This window comes from Streptomyces sp. NBC_00354, assembly GCF_036106915.1.
Classification (GTDB): Bacteria; Actinomycetota; Actinomycetes; order Streptomycetales; family Streptomycetaceae; genus Streptomyces.
In genome coordinates, this window is the sequence record NZ_CP107983.1 from 7,013,413 (window position 1) to 7,035,099 (window position 21,687).

16 protein-coding genes are annotated in these 21,687 nt (G+C 71.8%); 4 read left to right on the forward strand and 12 right to left on the reverse strand.

The window, feature by feature from the left end:
* Positions 1–99: 99 nt before the first annotated feature.
* The 3 genes from OHT74_RS32270 to OHT74_RS32280 all read right to left on the reverse strand — a co-directional run bounded on the left by OHT74_RS32270 (position 100) and on the right by OHT74_RS32280 (position 4,674).
* Positions 100–2,103, reverse strand: a complete 2,004-nt coding sequence (locus OHT74_RS32270; protein WP_443047742.1) for a galactose-binding domain-containing protein — start codon at positions 2,101–2,103, stop codon at positions 100–102.
* A 404-nt stretch (positions 2,104–2,507) separates the two neighbouring features.
* The gene (locus OHT74_RS32275) at positions 2,508–3,701 is read right to left on the reverse strand and encodes an amino acid aminotransferase (RefSeq protein WP_328622100.1); all 1,194 of its coding nucleotides are present in this window, start codon (positions 3,699–3,701) and stop codon (positions 2,508–2,510) included.
* Positions 3,694–4,674 carry an EamA family transporter gene (locus tag OHT74_RS32280; RefSeq protein ID WP_266669305.1) on the reverse strand — a complete coding sequence of 327 codons (981 nt, stop codon included), beginning with the start codon at positions 4,672–4,674 and terminating at the stop codon, positions 3,694–3,696. The genes OHT74_RS32275 and OHT74_RS32280 overlap by 8 nt, the downstream gene beginning before the upstream one ends.
* A gap of 127 nt (positions 4,675–4,801) precedes the next feature.
* Between OHT74_RS32280 and OHT74_RS32285 the strand changes: the two genes are divergently transcribed.
* On the forward strand, positions 4,802–5,260 hold the full coding sequence (locus tag OHT74_RS32285; protein WP_323139609.1) for an Lrp/AsnC family transcriptional regulator: 459 nt from the start codon (positions 4,802–4,804) through the stop codon (positions 5,258–5,260).
* Positions 5,261–5,325: 65 nt separating this feature from the next.
* Here the strand turns inward: OHT74_RS32285 and OHT74_RS32290 are convergent, their stop codons facing one another.
* The gene (locus tag OHT74_RS32290) at positions 5,326–5,751 is read right to left on the reverse strand and encodes a hypothetical protein (RefSeq protein ID WP_328622101.1); all 426 of its coding nucleotides are present in this window, start codon (positions 5,749–5,751) and stop codon (positions 5,326–5,328) included.
* A gap of 250 nt (positions 5,752–6,001) precedes the next feature.
* Here OHT74_RS32290 and OHT74_RS32295 point away from each other — a divergent pair, with 250 nt between their 5' ends.
* A complete protein-coding gene (locus OHT74_RS32295) occupies positions 6,002–7,021 on the forward strand; it encodes a serine/threonine-protein kinase (protein ID WP_266669311.1) in 1,020 nt (339 codons plus the stop codon).
* A gap of 37 nt (positions 7,022–7,058) precedes the next feature.
* Here the strand turns inward: OHT74_RS32295 and OHT74_RS32300 are convergent, their stop codons facing one another.
* From OHT74_RS32300 to OHT74_RS32320, 5 genes are all read right to left on the reverse strand, one after another.
* Positions 7,059–7,289, reverse strand: a complete 231-nt coding sequence (locus tag OHT74_RS32300) for a response regulator transcription factor (protein WP_266669313.1) — start codon at positions 7,287–7,289, stop codon at positions 7,059–7,061.
* A gap of 207 nt (positions 7,290–7,496) precedes the next feature.
* On the reverse strand, positions 7,497–9,935 hold the full coding sequence (locus OHT74_RS32305) for a SpoIIE family protein phosphatase (RefSeq protein WP_328622102.1): 2,439 nt from the start codon (positions 9,933–9,935) through the stop codon (positions 7,497–7,499).
* A 6-nt stretch (positions 9,936–9,941) separates the two neighbouring features.
* Positions 9,942–10,781: a 4'-phosphopantetheinyl transferase family protein gene (locus OHT74_RS32310; RefSeq protein ID WP_328622103.1), complete on the reverse strand. Its 840-nt coding sequence runs from the start codon at positions 10,779–10,781 to the stop codon at positions 9,942–9,944.
* 11 nt (positions 10,782–10,792) lie between these two features.
* Positions 10,793–15,433 carry a type I polyketide synthase gene (locus tag OHT74_RS32315; RefSeq protein ID WP_328622104.1) on the reverse strand — a complete coding sequence of 1,547 codons (4,641 nt, stop codon included), beginning with the start codon at positions 15,431–15,433 and terminating at the stop codon, positions 10,793–10,795.
* The gene (locus OHT74_RS32320; RefSeq protein WP_328622105.1) at positions 15,430–17,763 is read right to left on the reverse strand and encodes an MMPL family transporter; all 2,334 of its coding nucleotides are present in this window, start codon (positions 17,761–17,763) and stop codon (positions 15,430–15,432) included. The genes OHT74_RS32315 and OHT74_RS32320 overlap by 4 nt, the downstream gene beginning before the upstream one ends.
* A 317-nt stretch (positions 17,764–18,080) precedes the next feature.
* Between OHT74_RS32320 and OHT74_RS32325 the strand changes: the two genes are divergently transcribed.
* Positions 18,081–18,503, forward strand: coding sequence for a hypothetical protein (locus tag OHT74_RS32325; protein ID WP_328622106.1), 423 nt, complete (start codon positions 18,081–18,083; stop codon positions 18,501–18,503).
* Positions 18,504–18,584: 81 nt separating this feature from the next.
* Here OHT74_RS32325 and OHT74_RS32330 read toward each other — a convergent pair whose 3' ends face one another.
* Positions 18,585–19,337: a hypothetical protein gene (locus OHT74_RS32330; RefSeq protein WP_266669322.1), complete on the reverse strand. Its 753-nt coding sequence runs from the start codon at positions 19,335–19,337 to the stop codon at positions 18,585–18,587.
* A 378-nt stretch (positions 19,338–19,715) separates the two neighbouring features.
* On the opposite strand from OHT74_RS32330, the gene OHT74_RS32335 reads away from it, so the two are divergent.
* A complete protein-coding gene (locus OHT74_RS32335) occupies positions 19,716–20,138 on the forward strand; it encodes a hypothetical protein (RefSeq protein WP_266669324.1) in 423 nt (140 codons plus the stop codon).
* 78 nt (positions 20,139–20,216) lie between these two features.
* On the opposite strand, the gene OHT74_RS32340 is transcribed toward OHT74_RS32335, so the two are convergent.
* Both OHT74_RS32340 and OHT74_RS32345 read right to left on the reverse strand, forming a co-directional pair.
* Complete coding sequence (locus OHT74_RS32340; protein ID WP_266669325.1) at positions 20,217–20,693, reverse strand: VOC family protein; 477 nt, start codon at positions 20,691–20,693, stop codon at positions 20,217–20,219.
* 201 nt (positions 20,694–20,894) lie between these two features.
* Positions 20,895–21,650: a class I SAM-dependent methyltransferase gene (locus OHT74_RS32345; RefSeq protein WP_328622107.1), complete on the reverse strand. Its 756-nt coding sequence runs from the start codon at positions 21,648–21,650 to the stop codon at positions 20,895–20,897.
* Positions 21,651–21,687 lie beyond the last annotated feature (37 nt).

Here is a 21,687-nt window from a genome sequence, read left to right on the forward strand (position 1 = left end):
CGGATTCGGTTCCCTTCTTTCGCGTACTGCGGCGGACGGCCGGGGCCGGCCGGATCGAACGATCCGATCCGGCCGGCCCCGGCCGTCGCCTCGGTGCCGTCAGCTGCTGTAGACGCCGACCTCGTGCAGGGAGTACCCCCACTGCGTGCCGCGCCCCGTCCCGTGGACGCGGACGTAGCGGGCGGGGACGCCGGAGAACTGAGCGGTGTCCAGGCCGCCGTCACCGGAGGTCGTGGACCACACCGTCTGCCAGTTGACGTCGTCCGTGGAGACCTCGATCCGGTACGACTTCCCGTACGCGCGCTCCCAGTCGAGGGTGACGCGCTTGACGAGGCCGGCGGACCCGAGGTCGATCCGGAGCCACTGGTCGTCGTTCCAGTCGCTCGCCCAGCGGGTGCTCGTGTTGCCGTCCACGGCCCGGCCGGGCGCGTAGCTGACGAACGGGTTCCACTCGGCGGAGCTGGCCGAGGAGGGCGCGCCCGCGGCGAGGTTCACCCCGGCCTTGTGCTGCTCGGAGGCCCCCCAGGTGCGCAGGTAGGACTCGGCGCCCTTGAAGAGGTCGTCCACGACCCCCTGGCCGCCGACGAGCCGGATGTCCTCGATCCAGTCGGGGACCAGGCCGTAGTGCGCGGCGCCGTCGGTGTTCAGGTCCCAGGTGCGCTGCCCGGTGGTCTGCTTGTCGATGACGGAGCCGCCGTCGGTGCTGCGGAACGGGTACTTCACCGGGTTCGGGGTGTCGGCGCCGCGCGGGCCCGGCCAGCCGCCGACCCCGTTCATGTCGGTGCCGTACCCGTAGCCCACGTGGTACTTGTCGCGCAGCGCATCCGTGCGCGCGGCCTCCGCGCTGAACCCCTCGGCGCCGTTCATGTACTGGGCGGCGAACCCGCCGAGCTTGTAGAGGCGCTCGGTCCAGCCCAGGTCCATCCAGCTGTGCGAGGAGATCACGCCCGGGTAGGACTCGGACTCGAGGATGTCGAAGGCCCGGCCCGCGGCCTTGACGCTCATGTGGTCGACTTCGAGCATCATCTTGCGTTTCATCATGCCGCGCACGGCGTACTCGCCGAGGTCGGTGAGACCGCGGGTGTTGCACTGCGCGCCGGCCGCGTACGAGGGGACGGACACGCCCGCCGGCAGCTCCTTCTGCGCCGAGGGCGCAGCGGCCAGGCCGATCGGGTTGTCGTGCTGCGGGCCGGTGCACTGCTCGGTCTTCCAGAAGGTGCCGGTCGACAGGAACTGGCCCACGTTGATCGCCGTGCCCAGGGCGCCCTCGTCGAAGCGGACCCCGCACAGGGCGTTGTCGAACTTGTGGCAGAGGAACATGCTGCGGACGCCGATCCGGTGCAGCTCGTCGAGGCCGCGGTCGATGTCCTCCTTGCTGCACTGGGAGATGTCCAGGATCTGCTTGCAGCCGAACGGCTCCGAGGTCTCCACGCCCAGGACCACGGCCAGCTTGCCCTGCCGGATGACGTCGCGGGCCTGCGCGGAGTCCGTGACGATCCGGAACCAGCCCTTGCCCGGGCCGCCGTACATCTTGTCGATGTAGGCCTGCATGTCGTAGGTCTTCTGCGCCTCGAGGCGGATGGCGGTCATCTCGTCGCAGCTGCGGTCCTTGAAGAAGTAGACCGAGCAGATCACCCCGTTGGTGACGAGGTCGTTGACGAGGACGCGCTGGCCGCCGCGCCAGGCCCGCTCGATCCAGGCGTAGTAGTTCTGCTGGTGGGTCAGCGAGTCGTGGGCGGGCCAGTCCTTGAACGTCGGCCAGCCGTTGGGGTCGTGCTTGCCGTCCCCGCCTTTGGTGATGAAGTCGAAGATCGCGAGCGTGCCGTCGGGGTAATGCTCCGGGCAGTCCTTGAGCGCGTCGGCGACCCCGAGGTCGGAGAACGCCTTGCCGCAGATGAGCCGGCCGCCGAAGCCCTCGTTGGACATGATGTGGTCGTGGGCGTCGACGAAGCCCCGTACCTGCCCCTGGGCGTCGGTGCCTTTGAAGGGCTCGCCCGTCACGTTGATCTGGGAGTCGGGCGCGGGCCGTGCGGTGGGGTTCCACCAGCCGGGCTCGCCTTCGGCGGCGGCGCCGGGTGCGGGGCCGAGGGCCATGGCCACCATGGCGAAGAGCAGGGCGAGCAGCGCGAGGGGCCTGCGCCTGGTGCGGGGGGCTCGGGTCATGGTCATCACTCACGTCATCGGGAGGCGGATGGCGCGGTCGAGGACGCAGACCGTCGGAGAGAGCCGGTGAATTGTCATGTCCCGCGCAGACAGTGCGATGAGAATCGCGACTGGCGCGAGCAGAGTCAAGAGTCCGGGACAGATGACCTGATGGAATGTCAGGTGTGGTGCGAGGTGTGTGAGGGAGGCCGGGGGCCGGGCCCGGGTGCCGCCGTCGACCGGGGTGACGGTCGCGGTGGCACCCGTCCGCGGCCGCCGGATCCACGGCGCGCCGCTAAGGGCTGTCCCGTAATCCCTGGTGGATCGCCGGGGATTACGGGACAGCCCTTGGGGATTCGCGGCCGTTACTCGGCGCCCTCGCCGAGGACCGCCGCGACGCCCTGCGCGAGGCAGGGGATCCGGTGCGTCGGGATTCCGGCGATGTTGATCCGCCCTGCGGTCGTCCCGTAGATCGCGAACCCGCTGCGCAGCCGCAGCATCTGACGCGGTGTGAGCGGCAGCATGGAGAACATCCCCTTCTGCCGCGCCAGTACATCGGCCTGCGCCTCCCAGCCCAGCGCGGTCAGCTCGGAGGTCAGGCCCGTCCGGTTGTCCTCGATCCGGGCCCGCATCCCGTCCAGCTCCGCACGCCACAGGGCCCGCAGCCCGTCGTCCTCGAGGATCGCCGTCACCACCGCGGCGCCGTGCTCCGGAGGCATCGAGTAGAGGGTGCGCGCCGCGTTCTGCAGGGCCGTCTCCACGTGCCGCAGCGACTGGCGCGACGCACCGAGCACGACCGCGCAGCCGGTCCTGTCGCTGTAGAGCCCGAAGTTCTTCGAACAGCTGATGGCGACCAGCATCTCCGGCACCCGCTCCGCGAGCAGCCGTGTGGCCGCCAGATCGGACTCCAGGCCGTCGCCGAGCCCGTGGTACGCGAGGTCCACGAACGGCACCCAGCCGGCCCGCTCGGCCAGCTCGGCCACCGCCTCCCAGTCCTGCGCCGAGGGGTCGACGCCGGTGGGGTTGTGGCAGCAGCCCTGGAGCAGGACGACGTCGTCGCGCCGCGCCTGCCCGAGGTCGCGCAGCATGCCGGCCGTGTCGAAGCGGCCCTCGGCATCGAGCCAGCCGTACGTCCGCACGGTCAGCCCGGCGGCCTCCAGGATGGGCCGGTGGTTGACGTACGCGGGGTCGCTGATCCAGACCGTCGTGCCCGGCCGGGTACGGCAGATCAGATCGGCCAGCAGCCGCAGCGCGCCGCTGCCCGCGACCGTCTGGACGGCCACGGCCCGCTCGGCCGCCCCGCCGGAGCCCAGGACCAGCGACAGCATCGCCCGGTTGAAGCCGGCGTTGCCGGAGAGCCCCCGGTACTCCTTGGACGCGGAGCGCTCCGCCAGGCGTATCTCGGCCTCGCGGACGGCCGCCATGACCGGGGTGCCGCCCGTCTGGTCGCGGTAGACGCCGAGGACGAGGTTCAGGCGCTCGGGCCGCGCGTCGGCGCCGTACGCCTCGGTCAGGTCCCACAACGGGTCGACGGGCGGCGGCAGGAGGAGCTCAAGCATGGACGGGAACCTCGGGCTGGGGGCGGGTACGGGTACGGGGGCGCCGGTTGGCGAGGGCGACGCCCGCGGCGATGAGGGGGACGCCGACGAGCACGGCCACGGTCGGCGACTCGTCGAGCAGGGGAATGGCGAGCAGCACCACGGCGACCGGGCTGAGGCTGCCCACGGTGGAGCTGCGCTCCGCGCCGAGGCTGCGGATGGCGAAGGCGTACAGCAGGCCGGCGCACAGGCCGACGCCCAGCCCCTGCACCACCAGGAACAGGGCGATGTCGCTGCCGGCCGCCGAGGCGAGGCCGGTGGGCAGCACCCCGGTCAGGACCAGCAGGGCCATCACGGCGAACGAGGGAAGGCACAGCAGGCCGATCGATCCGACGGGATCGAGGTCGACCTCCTTCAGCCCGACGGTGTACAGGGCCCACAGCCCGCTGGCGACGAGCAGGATGCCGGCGCCTGCCAGCACCTGCGTGTTCAGCGGGACCACGTACCGCCAGACCAGCGCGACCACGCCGACCGCGATCAGCCCGAGCCCCGCTGCCTGCGTGCCCCGGGGCGCGCCGCGGCCGCCGGCGACCATGAGCGCGGAGACGAACAGCGGGACCATCCCGGGGACGATCGAGCCGACGAACGCCGCCGAGGTCAGGGAGCCGCCGTACATCGCGGCCAGGAAGAACGGCACTCCCGCCCCGCAGGCGATCTTGAGCGCGGCGGCCGGACGCACGGCGGCGATCCGCCGGCGCCGCCGCCACAACGCGGGCGCCAGGACGAGGAGCGGGACGCCGAAGCGCAGCAGCGCCGCGTCGGCGGGCAGCAGGGAGGAGGTGCTCAGGGCCCGGGCGCTGAGCGCGAAGGCGGCCCAGATCAGGACGGTCACCACCAGGGCCACCGTGCCCTGCGCCTGCGGGGAGAGCCCGAAGCGGCCTGTGGCGCGGGCCGGTGGGGGCGTCGTCGCGGGCCCGGCGTTCGTGGTGACCAAGGGGGCTCCTCCAGCCTCAGGGGCCAGATCCGGCCATGGAGCAACGCTAGATCTTTTGCCGGGGCAGCCGATTGCCAGTTCTGCCTCCCAGACATACGTTTGAGGCAGAATCTGCCAAGGAGTGGTGATGGACGCAGTCGATCTGCAGATCATCCGTGAGTTGCAGGCCGACGGACGGCTGTCCAACCAGGACCTCGCCGACCGGGTCCGGCTGTCCCCGTCGCCCTGCCTGCGCCGGGTGCGGCGCCTGGAGGAGGCCGGCCTGATCCGCGGCTACACGGCCATGGTCGACCAGGTGGCCTTCGGCCTGCCGATCACCGTCTTCGTCCGGATACGGCTGGACCGGCATACGAAGGAGGCGGTCAGGGTCTTCGAGGAGCATGTCGCGGTCATCGAGCACATCCAGGACTGCTACCTGATGGCCGGAAGCAGCGACTACCTGCTCCGGGTGGTCATCGAGAGCCTGGAGGCGTACGAGGCCCTGGTGCGCCACCGGATCCACGCGATCCCCGGCATAGCGTCGATCGAGTCGAGTTTTGCATTCGGCAGCGTGAAACAGTCACGGGTCTATCCGAGCCCCGCCTGACATGCGGACGCCGGAGAGGCTGTGGGCCTCTCCGGCGTCCGCGGTGCGGGGGCGATTACCCGCCCTCAATTGCCGAGCTTCTGCTTCAGGTTCTGCTTGACCTGCAGCTTGATGTTCTGCTTGTTCACCTGGCCGCCCGTGCCGGTGCCGTCGCCGCCGACGGCGGTGGCGTCTCCGGTGTTGACGGCGTCGGCGCTGGCGTTGCCGCCGGTGGCGTTGCCGGTCTTGATCTCGCACTTGCCCTTGCAGTTGCCGACGCCGGAGTCGGCGTTGCCGCCGGTGGCCTCGCCGCCGACCGTGGTGTTCTCGGCGTTGGCGTCGCCGCCGGTACCGATGCCGTCGGCGCTGTCGTCCTGGAGGAGGTTGACGGCCTGCTGCGGGGCCGTGGTCGGTGCGGCCATGGCGGTCGCCGGCAGTGCGATGCCACCACCGACCAGTGCGACGGAAGCTCCGGCCAGGAAGATGCGACGGGTCCAAAAGCGCTCAGACATGAGAATTCTCCATTCGGAATAAGAAAAGGCTGGTAAACCGTCTCCGGGAGATCCCCGGTGAGGGCGTACTTCAAATAAACCCGACGGGAGAACATGCGTCACGCCACTCGAACACGTGGCTTGACGCATAGAACCGATCTTGATAGGCCGGGCGCTCGGGTGGATCGCTGGATAGAATTCCCGGTAGGTAGAGAGCGGCCCGTCGCCACGGCGAGCCGTCGCCAGGTCGGCCGGGTGAGGGTGGTGCCTGATGGGCACGGCATCGGACTTGAGCCTCTACGCAGGCCGACCCTCCGGCCTGATCGGGAAGCAGATCGCGGGTTACCGGGTCGAGCGCATGATCGGCCGCGGCGGCATGGCCGTCGTCTACTGCGCGCGGGACCTGAACCTGGACCGCATGGTGGCGCTCAAGCTGATCGCCCCGGAGCGCGCCCGCGACGAAACCTTCCGGCGCCGTTTCACCCGGGAATCACGTGTCGCCGCGTCGATCGACCATCCGCACATCGTGCCGATCTTCGAAGCCGGTGAGACCGACGGCGTCCTGTACCTCGCCATGCGCTACGTCTCCGGCCTGGACCTGCGGGCCATGCTGGACCGGGACGGTCCGCTCCCCGTGGCGACCGCCGTCCGCATCGCAGCGCAGGTGGCGTCGGCCCTCGATGCGGCCCATGAGCACGATCTGGTGCACCGGGACGTCAAGCCCGGCAACATCCTGATCGCCCCGGGCACCGACAGCGAGCACCCCGAACACGTCTACCTCACGGACTTCGGACTGACGAAGAATGCGCGGTCGGCCACCGGAATCACCACCACGGGAGAGTTCCTCGGCACGCTCGGCTACATGGCCCCGGAACAGATCTCCGGCCGGTCGCTGGACGGCAGGTGCGATCTCTACAGCCTCGCCTGCGTCGTGTACGAGACCCTCGCGGGCGGGCCGCCCTTCGAGCGCGACGAGGATGCGGCGCTGCTGTGGGCGCACCAGTACGACCCCCCGCCTCCCCTGACCGAGCGGCGGCCGGGAATCCCGCCCGCCGCCGACGACGTCCTGGCCAAGGCCCTGGCGAAGATCCCCGAGGACCGCTACGACTCCTGCCTGGAGTTCGTCGCGGCCCTGCGCGTCGCCACCGCGACCGGCGTCCCCCGGCTCGCCGAACCGCCGACCGGGGCGGACGTACGGCCGGCCGGGCCCGGAGCGGAGGAGCCGGTGCAGACACCGGATCCTCCGGCCTGGGCCCGGCCGGTCTTCGCACGCCCGTCCGGCGCGCTGTAGGCAACTGCGCTCTGTACGAGCGGGTGGCTGCGGGGGGTCACAGTCCGAGGGAGATGGCCAGTCGGGTCAGTTCGGCGGTGCTGTTGATGCCCAGCTTGGCGCGGATGCGGCGGAGGTAGGCGTCGACGGTGTGCTTGGAGAGTCCCATGTGGCGGGCCGTCTGCAGGTAGGTGCGGCCGGCGGCGATGTGTCCCAGTGCCTCCTGCTCGCGGGGGGCGAGGGCAAGGGCGGTGGTCTCGGTCTGCGGGGTGGTGAGGGTGAGGCTCATGGGATTTCCCTCCGACGGATCGGATCGGTCATCTCTGCTCGCGCCCTCGGAAGCAGGTGGACATGTAATCGAATGTCCGGTTTGTCCTGCTTAAAATCCTGCGCCCGTACCTTCACGACGGTGTCCGCCGACTGTCACAGGCGTGTGACAGGGCCCGCCTTCCCGTACCGGCGAACATGCCGCACCACCACGGGGTGCCCGGCGTCCTCAGAACCCGATGAGGGACTGCTCGGCCCAGATGGTCTTGCCGATCGGGGCGTGCCGGGTGCCCCAGCGCTGGGCGAGCTGGGCGACCAGCAGCAGGCCCCGCCCTCCCTCGTCGAAGGTCCGGGCACGCCGCATGTGCGGGGCCGTACTGCTCGTGTCGGAGACCTCGCAGATCAGGGTGCTGTTCTCGTGGATCAGCCGCAGCTGGATGGGCGGCTCGCCGTAGCGGATGGCATTGGTGACCAGCTCGCTGACCAGGAGCTCGGTGACGAAGGAGGCCTCCTCGAGCCCCCAGGCCGTGAGCTGGTCGGTGGTGCTCCGACGGGCGTGGGCGACGACGGCCGGGTCGGAGTTCAGGTCCCAGACGACGACCTTGTCGGCATGCAGGGCCCGGGTCCGGGCGACGAGCAGGGCGACGTCGTCATCGGGACGGTGGGTCAGCATGGCCGTCAGGACGCGGTCGCACACCGTCTCCAGGGTGGTGGCGGGACGGGTGAGGGCCGCGAACATGTTGTCCAGGGCCTCGTCGATGTCGTGCTCGCGGGCTTGCAACAGGCCGTTGGTGTACAGGGCGAGGGTGCTGCCCTCGGGAAGCTCCACCTCGACGGTCTCGAAGGGCAGCCCTCCCAGGCCCAGCGGCGGGCCGGCCGGGACGTCGAGGAGGTACACGGAGCCGTCCGGGGAAACCACGGCGGGCGGGGGGTGGCCGGCCCGGGCGACGGTGCAGCGGCAGGTGACCGGGTCGTAGACCACGTACAGGCAGGTGGTGCCGATGCCCCCCGCGGCTTCCCCGACGGCGCCCCCGTCGGCCTCGTCGGCGGACAGGTGGATGATCAGGTCGTCGAGGTGGGTGAGCAGTTCGTCGGGCGGCAGGTCGACGTCGGCCAGGGTGCGGACCGCGGTGCGCAGCCGGCCCATGGTGGCGGCGGCGCGGATGCCGTGGCCGACGACATCGCCCACGACCAGCGCCACCCGTGCGCCGGACAGCTGGATCACGTCGAACCAGTCGCCGCCCAGGCCGGCCGCGGTACCTGCGGGCAGATAGCGGGAGGCGATCTCCAGTGCCGCCTGGGTGGGCAGCGTGTGCGGCAGCAGGCTGCGCTGCAGGGTCATCGTGGTGGTGTGCTCCCGGGAGGATCCTCGCGCCTCGTGGATGCTGACGGCCGCCCTGGTCGTCAGCTCCTCGGCCAGCCGCAGGTCGTCCGGCTGGAAGGGGTCACTGCGCCGGTGACGCCCGAAGACGGCCACGCCGAGGGTGACACCGCCGGCCCGCAGCGGGGCCACCATCACGGAGTGGGTCCCGTACTCGCTGATCCACGCGGCGGCCCTCTCGTCCTCGGCCACCCATTGGGCGAGGGCCGGGTCGGTCGGCCCGTACACGGCGCCGCGCCCTGTGGCCAGACACTCGGCGGGCGGTGACAGCGGCGGATAGCTGGTCGTCCCGCCGACCGCGATCTTGGACTCCGGGTTTCCTTCGAGGACCGACCGTACAGCGGTACGGCACACGGTGACCGGCCCCGAGGCGGGGCCGGCGGCCGGCTCGTCACCGCGTGGGGGAGGGTCCAGAAGGTCGACGAACGCGAAATCGGCCAGCCGGGGGACGGCGACGTCGGCCACCTCCTGCACGGTGCGGGTGATGTCCTGGGCGGTGCCGATGCGGGCGTCCGCGACGTCCGGCACCAGGATCCGCTGCCGGTCCCCCTCGCTCGCGGTCCTCTCGTGCGCGGCCAAGGACACGGCGCGCACCCGGCCGTCCGGGTCGCACAACGGGGCCAGCGAGGTCGCCCAGCCGTGCTCCGTGCCCACCCCCGTGGAACGGACGAAGGAGTCCACGTACTGCGGCTCACCGGTCTCCAGGACGAGGCGCATCCTCCGCTCGGTCTCGTCGCTCACGGGGTCGGGCGAGATTTCCGGCAGCCGCAGCCCGCGCATCTCGGCTTCCGTGAGGGACAGCGTGCGCTCCATGCCGGCATTCGCCCGGACCAGCCGCAGGTCCGCATCGAAGACCGCCAGGAAGCAGGGGGACTGGGTGAACGCCCATTCCTTCAGCGGTTCGCCCCAGGGCGTGCCGGGCCCGCTCGTGACGGCGGACACCACGACCCACTGGGCGGTCCCGCCGGTGGACGTCCGGCGGTGCGCGAGCAGTCCCAGTTCCACCCGTCGGCCGTCCCGGTGCCGCAGCGCCACGGTGCCGCTCCACCGCTCCTGGCCGGCAGCCGGGATCCGGGCCGTATCGCTCCCGAGGCCGTCGGCGAGCAGCTCGGCGGCGGGCACCCCCACGACCTCGGACGGCGCGTACCCCAGCAGCCGACGGGCCTCGTCACTCCACTCCGTCACGATGCCCTGCTCGCTGATGGTGGCCGTGGCCGTGTATGCCGACTCGCGGGAGGCGTTCGTTTCCTCCGGCCGCTCACCAGGAAAGCTGGGAAGTTGCTCCATCGCCGCTCATCTCGCCCTCGCTAGTTCCTCTGCCGCCGTCCCACGGCAACCCCTGCACGGCCAGGCGCTCCACTGACAAGCATGATCCGGCGGGGCTGGGAGCACCAACGCAGTGCTGCCAAGGGGCGCGCAGTCGGCCGGCCCCGAGGAGAGGGCCGGCGGGACGCTCGGTGACGGGGCGCGGTGCGCGAGGACAAGGGCGAGGACTGCGTCTCCCGCCCGCCACAGCATCGCGCGGCGCCGTCCGCCGAGCAGGGGAGGCTCAAGACCGGTGATCCGGACGCGGCGCGGAGCGTCACCGAAGATCCCGCTGCGGTCGGCCTTGACCGCGGCTTCCTTGAGCGCCCAGGCGCCGGCCAGGACATCGGGCCGGTCCGTCCCGATGAGGGCGAGTTCTGCGGGGGAGAAGGCGTGGTCCCCGACACGGCGGACCGCGGCCGCCGATTCCGTCTCGCACAGGTCGACTCCGACCGGTTCCGGCGCGAGGGCCGCGGCGACGTGACCGGCGGTGTGGCTGATGGAGACGTTCACGGCCGGCACGGGGCTGCCGCCGACGACGACGTACGGACTGCCGTCGTCACGCGGGAGGATCTCCACGTCGTCCTCCGGCGCGCCGACGGCTTCGCGGACCAGGCGCTTGGCGAGCACGCGGCCGGCCACCCACTCGGCCTGCCGCCATGCCGGCATTGCACGGACCACGCGCCGTTCGGCCGGTGAGAGGTGCGGCGGGAGAAGCGGTGACACAGGCGCTGCCTGCCCCCGGCCGGGGCGGTGGGCCACGACGAGGCCGGCTCCGCCCCATCGGTGCACGTGGCCCGGCGTGATCGGCGGGAAGGTGGTGTCCATGGCAGCGGGGGTCAGGCGGCCATGGCCTGGTGCAGGTGCCGCAGCTCGTACTCCAGCGCGGTCACGGCGTGACGGATCTGGTCGCAGGTGTGGTCACAGGTGATGAAGAAGCGCAGCCGGGCCATTTCCTCGGGTACGGCCGGGTGGAGGATGGGATTGACGCTGATGCCCTGCTGGAACATGGCCTCGGCGAGTCGCAGGGTCTTCATCGAGTCCCCGACGATGCACGGGACCACCGGGGTGTCCTTGCTGTCCCCGACGTCGATGCCCGCATCGCGCGCGAGGCGGACGAACAGCGCGGCGTTCTCCGCGAGACGCGCCACGCGCTGCGGCTCGGCACGCAGCATTCGCAGCGCCGTCAGCGACGCGGCGGTGTCGGCCGGGGTCATGCCGGCGCTGTAGACGAAGCCGGGAACGGTGTAGCGCAGGTACTCGACGACCGAGCGGCTCCCGGCGACGTAGCCGCCGCAGCTCGCCAGCGCCTTGGACAGCGTGCCCGACCACAGGTCGACGGCCGGGCGGTCGGTGCCGCAGTGCTCGCCGATGCCGCGCCCGGTCGCGCCGATCGTCCCGATGCTGTGCGCCTCGTCGATCATCAGCAGCGCGCCGTGCCGTCGCTTGACCTCGACGAGGGCGGGCAGGTCGGCGATGTCGCCGTCCATGCTGTACACGCCCTCGATGACGACGAGGACCCGCCGGTACTGGTGGCGGACCTGGCCGAGGATCGCGTCGAGGGCGGCGGCGTCGTTGTGGGGGAACGGCCGCCGGGTCGCGCCGGAGAGCTTGCACCCCTGCAGGATGCTGTCGTGCGCGAGGGAGTCGTGGATGACGAGGTCCCCGGCGCCGACGAGGTGCCCGATCACGGTGACATTGGTGGCGTGCCCATTGGCCAGGGTGATCGCGGCTTCGCATCCGAGCAGGTCGGCGAGTTCCGTCTCGAGCTCCAGGTGGAGCGGACGGCTGCCGGACAGCAGCCGGCTCGCGGACACGGACGTGCCGCAGCGTGCGATCGCCTCCTGGGCCGCCTCGGTCACCTGAGGGTGCGTGGCCATGCCCAGGTAGTTGTAGCTGGAGAAGGAGACGAGTTCTCGGCCGTCGATGACGGTCGTGTCCGTGATGCCGCCTTCGTGGACGAGGAAGTACGGATTCGGCAGCCCCATCCGGGCGAGCGCGGCGAAACGCTCACCGTGGGCGGCGATCTCCGGGAAGCACTCGATCCGCGTCTGCTCCTCGGGCAGCGGGGCGGCAGCCGGTGCGGCCGGTGCGACCGCGGGCAGGTCGGCGGGCGGCGGCGCCGGGGCTTCGTCGCCGTGGGCGGCGCGCTGTACGGGGACGGCCGCCGGTGCGGCGTCCGTGGAGCCGCCCGAGATCAGCGCGGCGATCCTCCCGGCGGTCGGCCGGTCGGCAGCCCTTTCGTCGAACATCCACTGCGGCCACTCCCGATGGAGGGAGGTGAACAGATCGGTCAGCATGAGCGAGTCGAAGCCGAGATCGTCGATCAGCAGCTGGTCGCTCCGCAGATGACCCACCGGGAACGCACTGATCCGGGCCACGTGCGCGAGCACGGCGTCGCTGACCTCGTCGATGCCCCGGGCCGGCGAAGGTTCCTCATCGGCGGGGATGGCCGGGGCAGTGGGTACGGGTACGGGTGCGGCCGCGGCCGGGGCCGTGACCGGCGCGGCGGGGTGCTGCACGGGGAGCGTCTCGGTGAGGCGGCCGAGCAGCGTCACCTGCTGCCGGACCAGCTGGAGCAGTTCGTTCACCGGGTTGTTCGCGGGGGCATTCATCGAGCTCTCCTGAGGCGGTGCGGGCTGGGGCGGGAGGACGGCGGCGGGGGAGTCCTGCGGCGCGGGGCGGTTGCCCCGCACCCAGTAGGACTGGGTGTCGAGCCTGGCCACCGGCAGGTCCAGCAGGCGGCGGGCTTCCTCGGGAACCAGGGCGCGCGGGTCGACCGGGGCGCCCAGGACCGCGAGCCGGGCGAGGGCCCGGACGAACCCGCGTGCGCCGTCCGGCGCGGCCTCTGCGGCGGCGACGGCGTGGACGTCGTCGTGGCCGGTGAGGTTGCGGCGTACCGAGGTGAGCAGCGAGCTGCCGCCGGTCACCTGGAGGAAGACGCGGGCCCCCTGGCCGTAGGCGGTCCGGACGGCATCGCCGAAGCGGACCGGCGCGGACGCGTGCCGGGACCACAGCTCACGCAGCCGGTCGGCGTCGGTGCAGACCGCCGCGTCCACGGACGATACGAACGGCAGGGCGGGGCTCGCGAGGCGCCGGTCGGCGAGGTACGCGCTCAAGGCCTCGTCGGCGGCGGCGAACCGCGGCGAGTGGAAGGCGCCCGACACCTCGAGAGGCAGCGTGACGACCCCGGCCTCGGCGCACGCGCGCCGCAGGATGGCGAGCCCCCGCAGCGAGCCGCTGACCACGATCTGCCGCGGCTGGTTGAAGCAGGCGAGCCACACGTCGCCGATGCCGGTCATGAGCCGGCGGCAGGTCTCCTCGTCGCCCTGCACGGCGAGCATCCCGCCCCGGGAGCCGGTCTCGGCCCGTCGGAGGGCTGCGCCGCGGTGGCCCAGCAGCCGGACGGTGGCCTCGTCGGTGAGGGCTCCGGCCGCGGCGGCCGCGGCGAACTCCCCGACGCTGTGGCCCAGGGTGAGGTCGGGCGCGAGGCCGCAGTCGGCGAGGAGGCGGGTGGCGGCGATCTGGACGGTGCCGAGCAGTGGCTGACACACGTCGGTGGCGGCGAGCCGCTGCCTGAGCTCCTGGTCGTCGCCGTCGCCGTCGCCGTCGCCGGCCGAGGCCTCGCCGTACAGCAGATCGGTGAGGTCGAAGCCGATGTTCCGCCGGGCCACGGCGCTGAGCGCGTCGACGGTGGCCCGGAAGCCGGTGAACCTCTCGTAGAGGTCCTGCATCATGCCCGGGCGCTGACTGCCCTGCCCGGGGAAGAGGAACGCGATGCGGCGCTGGGCCGGCGGCAGGGGAGCGTCGGCGGCGAAGGCGCCGTCGCCGAGGTCGCCCCGGGCGCCGTCGGCGAGCTGCCGACGGGCGTCGCGCAGCCGCCGGACGAATGCGTCGGTGTCGGCGGCGACGACCGCGAGCCGGGCGGTCAGCGGCTCACGCGCGCCCAGGGTGTGGGCCACGGCCGCCAACGGCGGGCGGTCCGCCGTGTCGAGTGCGTCGAGAAACTCGCCGATGTGCTCGTCCAGCAGCTCAGGGTTGCCGGCCGAGAGCAGGACGAGCTGGGGTCCGTCGGCTTCGGTCCGTTCGGCGGGGTGGCCGACGGCAGGGGCGGGCTGCTCCTCCAGAACCACGTGGACGTTCGTGCCGCCGAAACCGAACGAGCTGACGGCGGCGCGCCGCGGGGTGCCCGTGGCCCGAAAGGGCCGCGCGGTGTCGGCGAAGCGCAGGCCCGCGGCGGCGATGCCCAGGTCCGGATGGGGCGCGGTCTCCGGCTGCGGCACGATCGTGCGGTGGTGGACGACCAGGGCCGTCTTGATCAGCCCCGCGATGCCCGCCGCGGACAGCGAGTGCCCGATGAGGGCCTTGCCCGCCCCGAGGTAGCACAGTGCGGGATCGTCGTCGGGGAACTCGGTGCGCAGTCGGCGCAGCGCCTCCACCTCGGCACGGTCTCCGACGGTGGTGCCGGTGCCGTGGGCCTCCGTGAAGCCCACGGACGAGGGGGCGACCCCGGCGTCGTCGTAGGCCCGGCGCATGGCGCGCAGCTGGCCTTCGGGGGTGGGGGTCAGCGGTCCGGGGGACGCGCCGTCGTTGGCCGAGCCTATGCCCTTGATCACCGCGTAGACGCGGTCGCCGTCGGCGAGGGCGTCCGCGAGCGGCCGTATGACGACGGCGCCGGAGCCCTCGCCGAGGACGAAGCCGTCGGCCGCCTCGTCGAACGGGCGGCACACCCCGGTCGCGGACAGCGCGCGGAGCTTGGAGAAGCCGACCAGGCTGTCGGGGGTGAGGTTCAGGTACACGCCGCCGACGACGGCGATGCGGCAGGTGCCCCGGCCCAGGTGGGCGATCGCCTGGTCGAGGGCGACCAGTGAGCCGGAGCAGGCGGCGTCGACGGCGAAACTGGGGCCGCCGAGGTCGAACTGCCGGCTGACCGTGCCCGCCGCCATGTTGAGCAGGCTCCCGGGCAGCGTGAAGCTCTGGACGGTGCCGAGTCGTTCCGCCTGTTCCCTGGCAGCGTCGAGGCCGCCGGGGTGGTCGGCTGCGGGCGACTCGTCGGCCAGGGCGAGGACCCGGAGGGGGGCCGCCATGAGGTCCTTGTAGTCGGACACCGATATGCCGAGGAAGACGCCGGTGTTCTCGCGGTCGAAGTCGCCACGGCCCAGCCCCGCGTCGTCTAGGGCCTCGCGGGTGACGTCGAGCATCAGCCGGTGCTGCGGGTCCATCGCCCGGGCGCGGGCTGGGGGCACCCCGTAGTGCGGGGCGGCGAAACGGTCCACGGCATCCAGGAAGGCGACCTGGTCGGTGTACGCGGCATGGGGGGCCGACGGGTTGTCGGGCTCGTGGAAGGTGCCGTGGTTCCAGCGTTCCGCCGGGACGGCGGAGAACTGGCGTTCCCCGTTCAGCAGGAGCTTCCAGTAGGCGCGGATGTCGGGGGCGCCGGGAAAGCGGCAGCCGAGTCCGGTGATGGCGATGTCGGTCATGACGGGTCTTCTTCCATTTCGTGGTGCCCCGGGCGGGCTGCGACCAAGGCGGTGGGGACGGGGTCTGCACCGTGGGATTCGGCGGTGCGAGGGGGTGGGGGCAGGTGAGGCGGCGAGGACCGCGGGGCACCCCTGCCGGCCGTGGCCGCGGGAGCCCGGGCCGCCGGATGCGGCACCTTGCGCCTGATGGGCCACGGCGCCCACCAGTTCAGGCCGCCGGCCAGGCGCATGAGCGCCGGTACGAGGACGCCCCGCACGAGCGTGGCGTCGAGGAGGACGCCGAGGCCTGCGCCGATTCCGAAGAACTGCAGGAGCGAGACCTGGGAGGTGCCGAAGCTCAGGAGCGTGAACGCGAGGAGGGAACCGGCGGTCGTGACGATGCCGCCCGTGTGGGCTATGCCCGAGACGATCGAGTCGGTGTTGTCCTGCCCGGCCTCGTGCGCCTCCTTGATGCGCGCGAGGACGAACACCTCGTAGTCCACCGAGAGCCCGAAGACGATGCAGAACAGCAGCACCGGCATGGTCGTACTGAGTGGTCCGGGCGTGAAGTGGAGCAGGTGCCGGAGGTGGCCCGTCTGGAAGACCCACACCATCGCGCCGAGGACGGCAGCGAGGCTCAGGGCGTTCAGCGCGATGGCCTTGAGCGGCAGCAGCAGGCTGCGCGTGAAGCCGAGCAGGAGCACGAACGTGGTGAGGGTGATCAGGGAGAGCGCCAGCGGCAGCCGGTCACCCACGGTGGCCTTGGCGTCGACCAGGACCGCGCTCGGTCCGCCGACGAGGACGTCGGTGCCCGCCGGGGCGGGAGTCGCGCGGACGGCGTGCACGAGCTGCTGGGCGGCGCGCGACTGGGGGTCCGCCTGCGGTACCACGGAGAGCTGGGCCGGGCCGTCGCCGACGGGCCGGGCCGCGGATCCGGCGGAGCGGGAGAGCGCTGCCTTCGCACCGTGCCGGAAGCTGCCCTCGGGCCCCACGACCTGGGCGACCTGGGGGAGTACGGACAGCCGGCGGGCGTAGTCCTCACGGGAGGGCGGGGACGTCTTACCCGTCATGACGACCGTGAGCGCGCCCGGACCGTTCATGTCGAACGCACCGCGCACCAGGTCCCCGGTCTGCCGGCTGGACGAGCTCGCGGGCAGCGCCCGCTCGTCAGGGGTGGCGAAACCGGCGTGTGCGAACGGCCCGGCGAGCACCACGAGCAGACCGATCACCGGCAGCGCCGCGATCAGCGGGCGGCGTACGACGATCTGCGCCAGCCCCCGCCAGAAGCGTGACTCCGAGCCGGCGTGGGCCCGGCGGCGCCACGGCACGGCCCAGGCGTTCACCCGCTTTCCGAGCAGCGCGAGCAGAGCCGGCAACACGGTGACGGCGCTCACCGCCGCGATGGCCACCACGGCGATGCCCGCGTAGGCGAAGGAGCGCAGGAAGTAGGGCGGGAACACCAGCAGCGTCGCGAGCGCGGCGGAGACCGTGGCGGCACTGAAGAGGATCGTGTGGCCCGCGGTGCGCACGGTCCGTATGGCGGCGCTGCGCGGACCGTGTCCGTCGGCGAGCTCCTCACGGAACCGGGAGACGATCAGCAGCCCGTAGTCGATGCCCAGCCCCAGGCCGAGCGCGGTGGTGAGGTTCAGCGCGAACACGGACACGTCGGTGACGGCGCCGAGCACGCTCAGGACCAGCAGCGTCCCGGCGATGGCCAGCACCCCGATCAGCAGGGGCAGAGCCGCGGCCACCACACTTCCGAACACCAGGACCAGCAGGATCAGGGTTCCCGGCAGCACGACGGACTCGGCGCGCTTCAGGTCGGACTCCGAGAGGTCCTGGAGCTCGGCGTCGATGAGCGCCGGTCCTCCCGCGTGCACCGTGAGGGCCGAGGTGGCAGCCGTCGGGGTGGTCAGCTCCTTGCTCAGCTGCTCGACCCGCGTTCCGAGCCGTTCCCCCTCGCCGTCCACGTGCGCGACGAGCATGGCCGCGTTGCCGTCCCGGCTGCGCAGCTCCGCCGCGTTGCCGGTCCAGTACGAGGTCACGGCGCTCACGTGCGGTTGCGTACGAAGGCGTCCGGTCAGGGTCTCGCCCGCGCTCCGGGCTGCCGGGTCGTCGACGGAACCGCCGCGGGCCTGCGCGACGACGACCAGGTTGGGGGACGCCCCCAGGTGCTCGGCCGCCACGCGGGCGGCGCGGCTCGACTCCGATCGCGGGTCGTCGTACCCCTGCGTCTTCAGCCGGCCGGTCGCCTCTGCACCGAACACGGCGGACAGCAGGAGGAAAACGAGCGCGGCAAAGAGGACGAGCCGTGGACGGCGGGTCACGAAGACCCCTGCACGACGGGACATGAATGCCTCCGGTCCGGATGGTGGGTTTCGCTCCTGCTCTTGAGCAGGACGGTCGATTTCCACCGTGCCGGGAGGAGGGGATGGGGCCATAGCCCCGGCTATTCGTCACTTGACAGGAGCCGCTTCGTACAGAGTCGGCCGGAAGAGTTCACCCGGGCGCGGCTCAGCCTTCTATCAAGATCGATTCCGGACGTCAAGCCACGTGTTCGAGTGGCGTGACGCATGTTCTCCCGTCGGGTTTATTTGAAGTACGCCCTCACCGGGGATCTCCCGGAGACGGTTTACCAGCCTTTTCTTATTCCGAATGGAGAATTGCCATGTTCGAGCTCTTCACCACCCGTCGTATCGTTCTGGCCGGAGCTTCCCTGGCGCTGGTCGGTGGTGGCATCGCACTGCCGGCGACCGCCATGGCCGCACCCACCGCGGCCCCGCAGCAGGCCATCACCCTCCCCCAGGACAGCGCCGACGGCATCGGTACCGGCGGCGACGCCAACGCCGAGAACACCACCGTCGGCGGCGAGGCCACCGGCGGCAACGCCAACTCCGGCGTCGGCAACTGTGAGGGCGGATGCGACATCAAGACCGGCAACGCCACCGGCGGCAACGCCAGCGCCGACGCCGTCAACACCGGCGACGCCACCGCCGTCGGCGGCGACGGCACCGGCACGGGCGGCCAGGTGAACAAGCAGAACATCAAGCTGCAGCTCAAGGAGAACCTGAAGCAGAAGCTCGGCAATTGAGGGCAGGAAATCGCCCCCACACCACAGACGCCGGAGAGGCCCACAGCCTCTCCGGCGTCTGTTTCGTGCTTCTCCGGCTGGTCAGCCGTTGCCGCCCGTGGCCGTCGCGTCACCGGTCACGGCCGTTGCGTTGCCTGTGTTGAGGGCGTCGGCGCTGGCGGCGCCGCCCGTCGCGGCACCCGTGGTGATGGTGCACCTGCCGATGCAGGTGCCGACGCCGGAGTTGGCGTTGCCGCCGGTGGCGGTACCGCCGACCGTGGTGTTCGCGGCACTGGCATTGCCGCTGACCGCGCTGGCGTCACCCCCCGTGCCCTTGTCGCTGTCACCCATGGCCCGCGTGCCCTGCCCGACCGAGTTCGTGGCGTTGAACGTGCCGCTCAGGACCTCACCGCTCACGGCGGTGTTGACGCTGTCCTGGCACAGGCCGCTGCACACGTTGAAGGCGCCGTCGCCCACGGCGGTGTTGGTGCTGGTGTCGCAGAGGCCCACGCACTCGTTGAACGCGCCGGCCCCGACGGTCGTATTGGTGCTGCCGTCGCACAGTCCCCGGCACACGCCGGAGGAACCGTCGCCCACGGCCGTGTTGGTGCTGTCGTGGCAGATCCCCTCGCACACGCCGGAGGTGCCGTTGCCTGCGGCGGTGTTGCTGCTGTCGTGGCAGAGCCCCCTGCACACGCCCGGTGCACTGTCGGTTGCGGCGGTGGTGATGCCGGTGTAGCCGTACTGAGGGGATGCCGGTGCTGCCATCGCGGTCGCCGGCAGGGCCACGACGCCGGTCAGTGCCACGGAAGCCGCGGCCAGCACGATACGACGGGTCCAGGAACGCTCGTTCATCGGAATTCTCCGGGATTCTTGTGCGAGGTCTTCGCCTGTGGCCAAGCAGGCGGGCGCTGAGGCTGCCGGTCGGATACGCCCGGTGCTGTGCAGACGCCGGGGATCCCAGGGCTTATGCGAGGTCGACGTTAGCGTGTAGATCATGCCGCGAGCAGGATCTGGTGACGCGCGGCGTGTTCCCGCCGCTTCCCGCTATCAAGATCGGTTCTCGGCGTCAAGTCACGTGTTCGAGTGGCGTGACGCACGTGCTCCCGCAGGGTTTATTTGAAGTGCGCCCTCACCGGGGAACGCCCCGGAGAACACGAAGCCGGAAGGATATACCCGGACTTTTCCGCGGGGCGGAATGCGAACCCTTTTGACACCGAATGGAGAATTCCCATGTCTGAGCGTTTCTGGACCCGTCGTATCGTCCTGGCCGGAGCTTCCGTGGCGCTGATCGGCGGCGGTGTCGCGCTGCCGGCGACCGCCATGGCCGCGCCGACCGCCGCCCCGCAGCAGGCCGTCACGCTCCCCCAGGACAGCGCCGACGGCATCGGCGTCGGCGGCAACGCCAATGCCGAGAACACGACCGTCGGCGGTACCGCCCGGGGCGGCGGCGCCTACGCCGGCGTCGGCAACTGCGAGGGCGGGTGCACGGTCACCACCGGTGTCGCCCGCGGCGGTAACGCCAGCGCCGACGCCGTCAACACCGGCGACGCCACCGCCGTGGGCGGGAACGGCACCGGCACCGGTGGCACCGTCACCACGCAGGACATCAAGCAGGAGGTCCTGCAGAACCTGAAGGCGAAGCTCGCCCACTGAGGGCCGACAGCCCCCACAGCCCCACGCACGGACGCCGGAGAGGCCCACAGCCTCTCCGGCGTCCGCACGTCCGGCGGTTCAGCCACCGTCCTGCATGGATTCCAGGGCCTCCTTGGCCCGCTTCTCCATCTCCGCCGGGGGGATGTCCTCCACGTGCGTGGCGATGTTCCAGCGATGGCCGAAGGGGTCCTCGAACTGCCCGGTGCGGTCGCCGTAGAACTCGTCCTTGACCGCCGACACCTCCGTGGCGCCGCGGGCGAGGGCCTTGGCGAAGACGGCGTCGACGTCTTCGACGTACACGTGCAGGGTGATGGGCGTGCCGCCCACCGACTTCGGCGAGCGGAATCCGATCTCCGGGTACTCGTCGGCGAGCATGATGACCGAGTTGCCCAGCCCCAGCTCGGCGTGGCCGATCCTGCCGTCGGGCGCCGGCATCCTCATCCGCTCGGTCGCACCGAGCACGGACACGTAGAAGTCGATCGCGGCTGCGGCTCCGCCGATACAGAGGTACGGCGTGACCCGCGGGTATCCCTCGGGAATGGGTTTGACGGCCACCGGGCTCCCGCCCTTCCGAACAGTGGCGATCACCGCCGACCGCCGCCTGCGGCCACTGATATCCCGATCCCGCAGAGCGCGCTCCGGCGCCGCGCGGCACCCCCGCTCCGGTTGCCCCGAAGGGCCCACGGCCGAGTCGTCAGGTGGCCTGATCCCGGGGCCGTACGCAGGAGAGGGGCGGCCGCGTGGGGCCGGCGGGGGTCAGCGGACCGCGACCACCACGTGGCTGTTGCCGAACTGCCAGACCGTGCCGACGTGCTCGAAGCCCGCCTCGCGCAGCAGTGCGAGGTGGTCGGTGAGGGTCAGGTCGTTGCCCTCGCACCGCGGGTGGGCGCGCCGGTCGCGGGTGGCGAGGAGGGGCGTCAGCTCGGGGTCGGCCCGCACTCCCGACCACCACGACTCCCAGTCCTCGTGCGCCAGGGCCTGCTGGCGCTCGGCGCGCCGCCGGCCGATGTCGACGGCGAGCTCGTGGACCTTGGGGGAGTCCGGTTCCAGATGGTCGCCGTTGACGAGGACTCCGCCGGGCCGGATGCACTCGGCCAGCTCCTCGTACGTCCGCCGCAGGGTGTCCTCGCCGAGGTAGTGCAGGGCCGTCGTCGAGACGGCGGCGTCCACCGGGCGGTCCAGCGCGAGCCCGTCGAGCCAGCCCGGCTCCCCGATCGAGGCCTCGGCGAAGCGCAGGGCCGCTCCGTGGTGCGCCCGCCCCAGTTCCAGCAGCAGCGGATCGGCATCGACGCCGACGACCTCGGCCGCGGGCATCCGCTCCGCAAGACGCGCGGCCAGCGACCCCGGCCCGCATCCCAGGTCGACGAGCAGGGGAGCCGCGCAGCCCGCCGTCACGCGCTCGACCACGTCGGAGATGACGGTGAACCGCTCCTCGCGGTCGACCGCGTAGCGCTGCTGCTGCCGCTCCCAGCGTTCCACCCACCGGCCGGCCGCCACCGTGTGCAGGTTCATGTTTCTGTCCGCTCGTGCCTCTGCCGTTCTCACGGCC

Bases quoted from the DNA above. Each gene is read 5' to 3' on its own strand.
- OHT74_RS32270 (WP_443047742.1), bottom strand. From the start codon at position 2,103: ATGGTGGCCATGGCCCTCGGCCCCGCACCCGGCGCCGCCGCCGAAGGC.
- OHT74_RS32275 (WP_328622100.1), bottom strand. From the start codon at position 3,701: ATGCTTGAGCTCCTCCTGCCGCCGCCCGTCGACCCGTTGTGGGACCTG.
- OHT74_RS32285 (WP_323139609.1), top strand. From the start codon at position 4,802: ATGGACGCAGTCGATCTGCAGATCATCCGTGAGTTGCAGGCCGACGGA.
- OHT74_RS32290 (WP_328622101.1), bottom strand. From the start codon at position 5,751: ATGTCTGAGCGCTTTTGGACCCGTCGCATCTTCCTGGCCGGAGCTTCC.
- OHT74_RS32295 (WP_266669311.1), top strand. From the start codon at position 6,002: ATGGGCACGGCATCGGACTTGAGCCTCTACGCAGGCCGACCCTCCGGC.
- OHT74_RS32300 (WP_266669313.1), bottom strand. From the start codon at position 7,289: ATGAGCCTCACCCTCACCACCCCGCAGACCGAGACCACCGCCCTTGCC.
- OHT74_RS32305 (WP_328622102.1), bottom strand. From the start codon at position 9,935: ATGGAGCAACTTCCCAGCTTTCCTGGTGAGCGGCCGGAGGAAACGAAC.
- OHT74_RS32310 (WP_328622103.1), bottom strand. From the start codon at position 10,781: ATGGACACCACCTTCCCGCCGATCACGCCGGGCCACGTGCACCGATGG.
- OHT74_RS32315 (WP_328622104.1), bottom strand. From the start codon at position 15,433: ATGACCGACATCGCCATCACCGGACTCGGCTGCCGCTTTCCCGGCGCC.
- OHT74_RS32320 (WP_328622105.1), bottom strand. From the start codon at position 17,763: ATGTCCCGTCGTGCAGGGGTCTTCGTGACCCGCCGTCCACGGCTCGTC.
- OHT74_RS32325 (WP_328622106.1), top strand. From the start codon at position 18,081: ATGTTCGAGCTCTTCACCACCCGTCGTATCGTTCTGGCCGGAGCTTCC.
- OHT74_RS32330 (WP_266669322.1), bottom strand. From the start codon at position 19,337: ATGAACGAGCGTTCCTGGACCCGTCGTATCGTGCTGGCCGCGGCTTCC.
- OHT74_RS32335 (WP_266669324.1), top strand. From the start codon at position 19,716: ATGTCTGAGCGTTTCTGGACCCGTCGTATCGTCCTGGCCGGAGCTTCC.
- OHT74_RS32345 (WP_328622107.1), bottom strand. From the start codon at position 21,650: ATGAACCTGCACACGGTGGCGGCCGGCCGGTGGGTGGAACGCTGGGAG.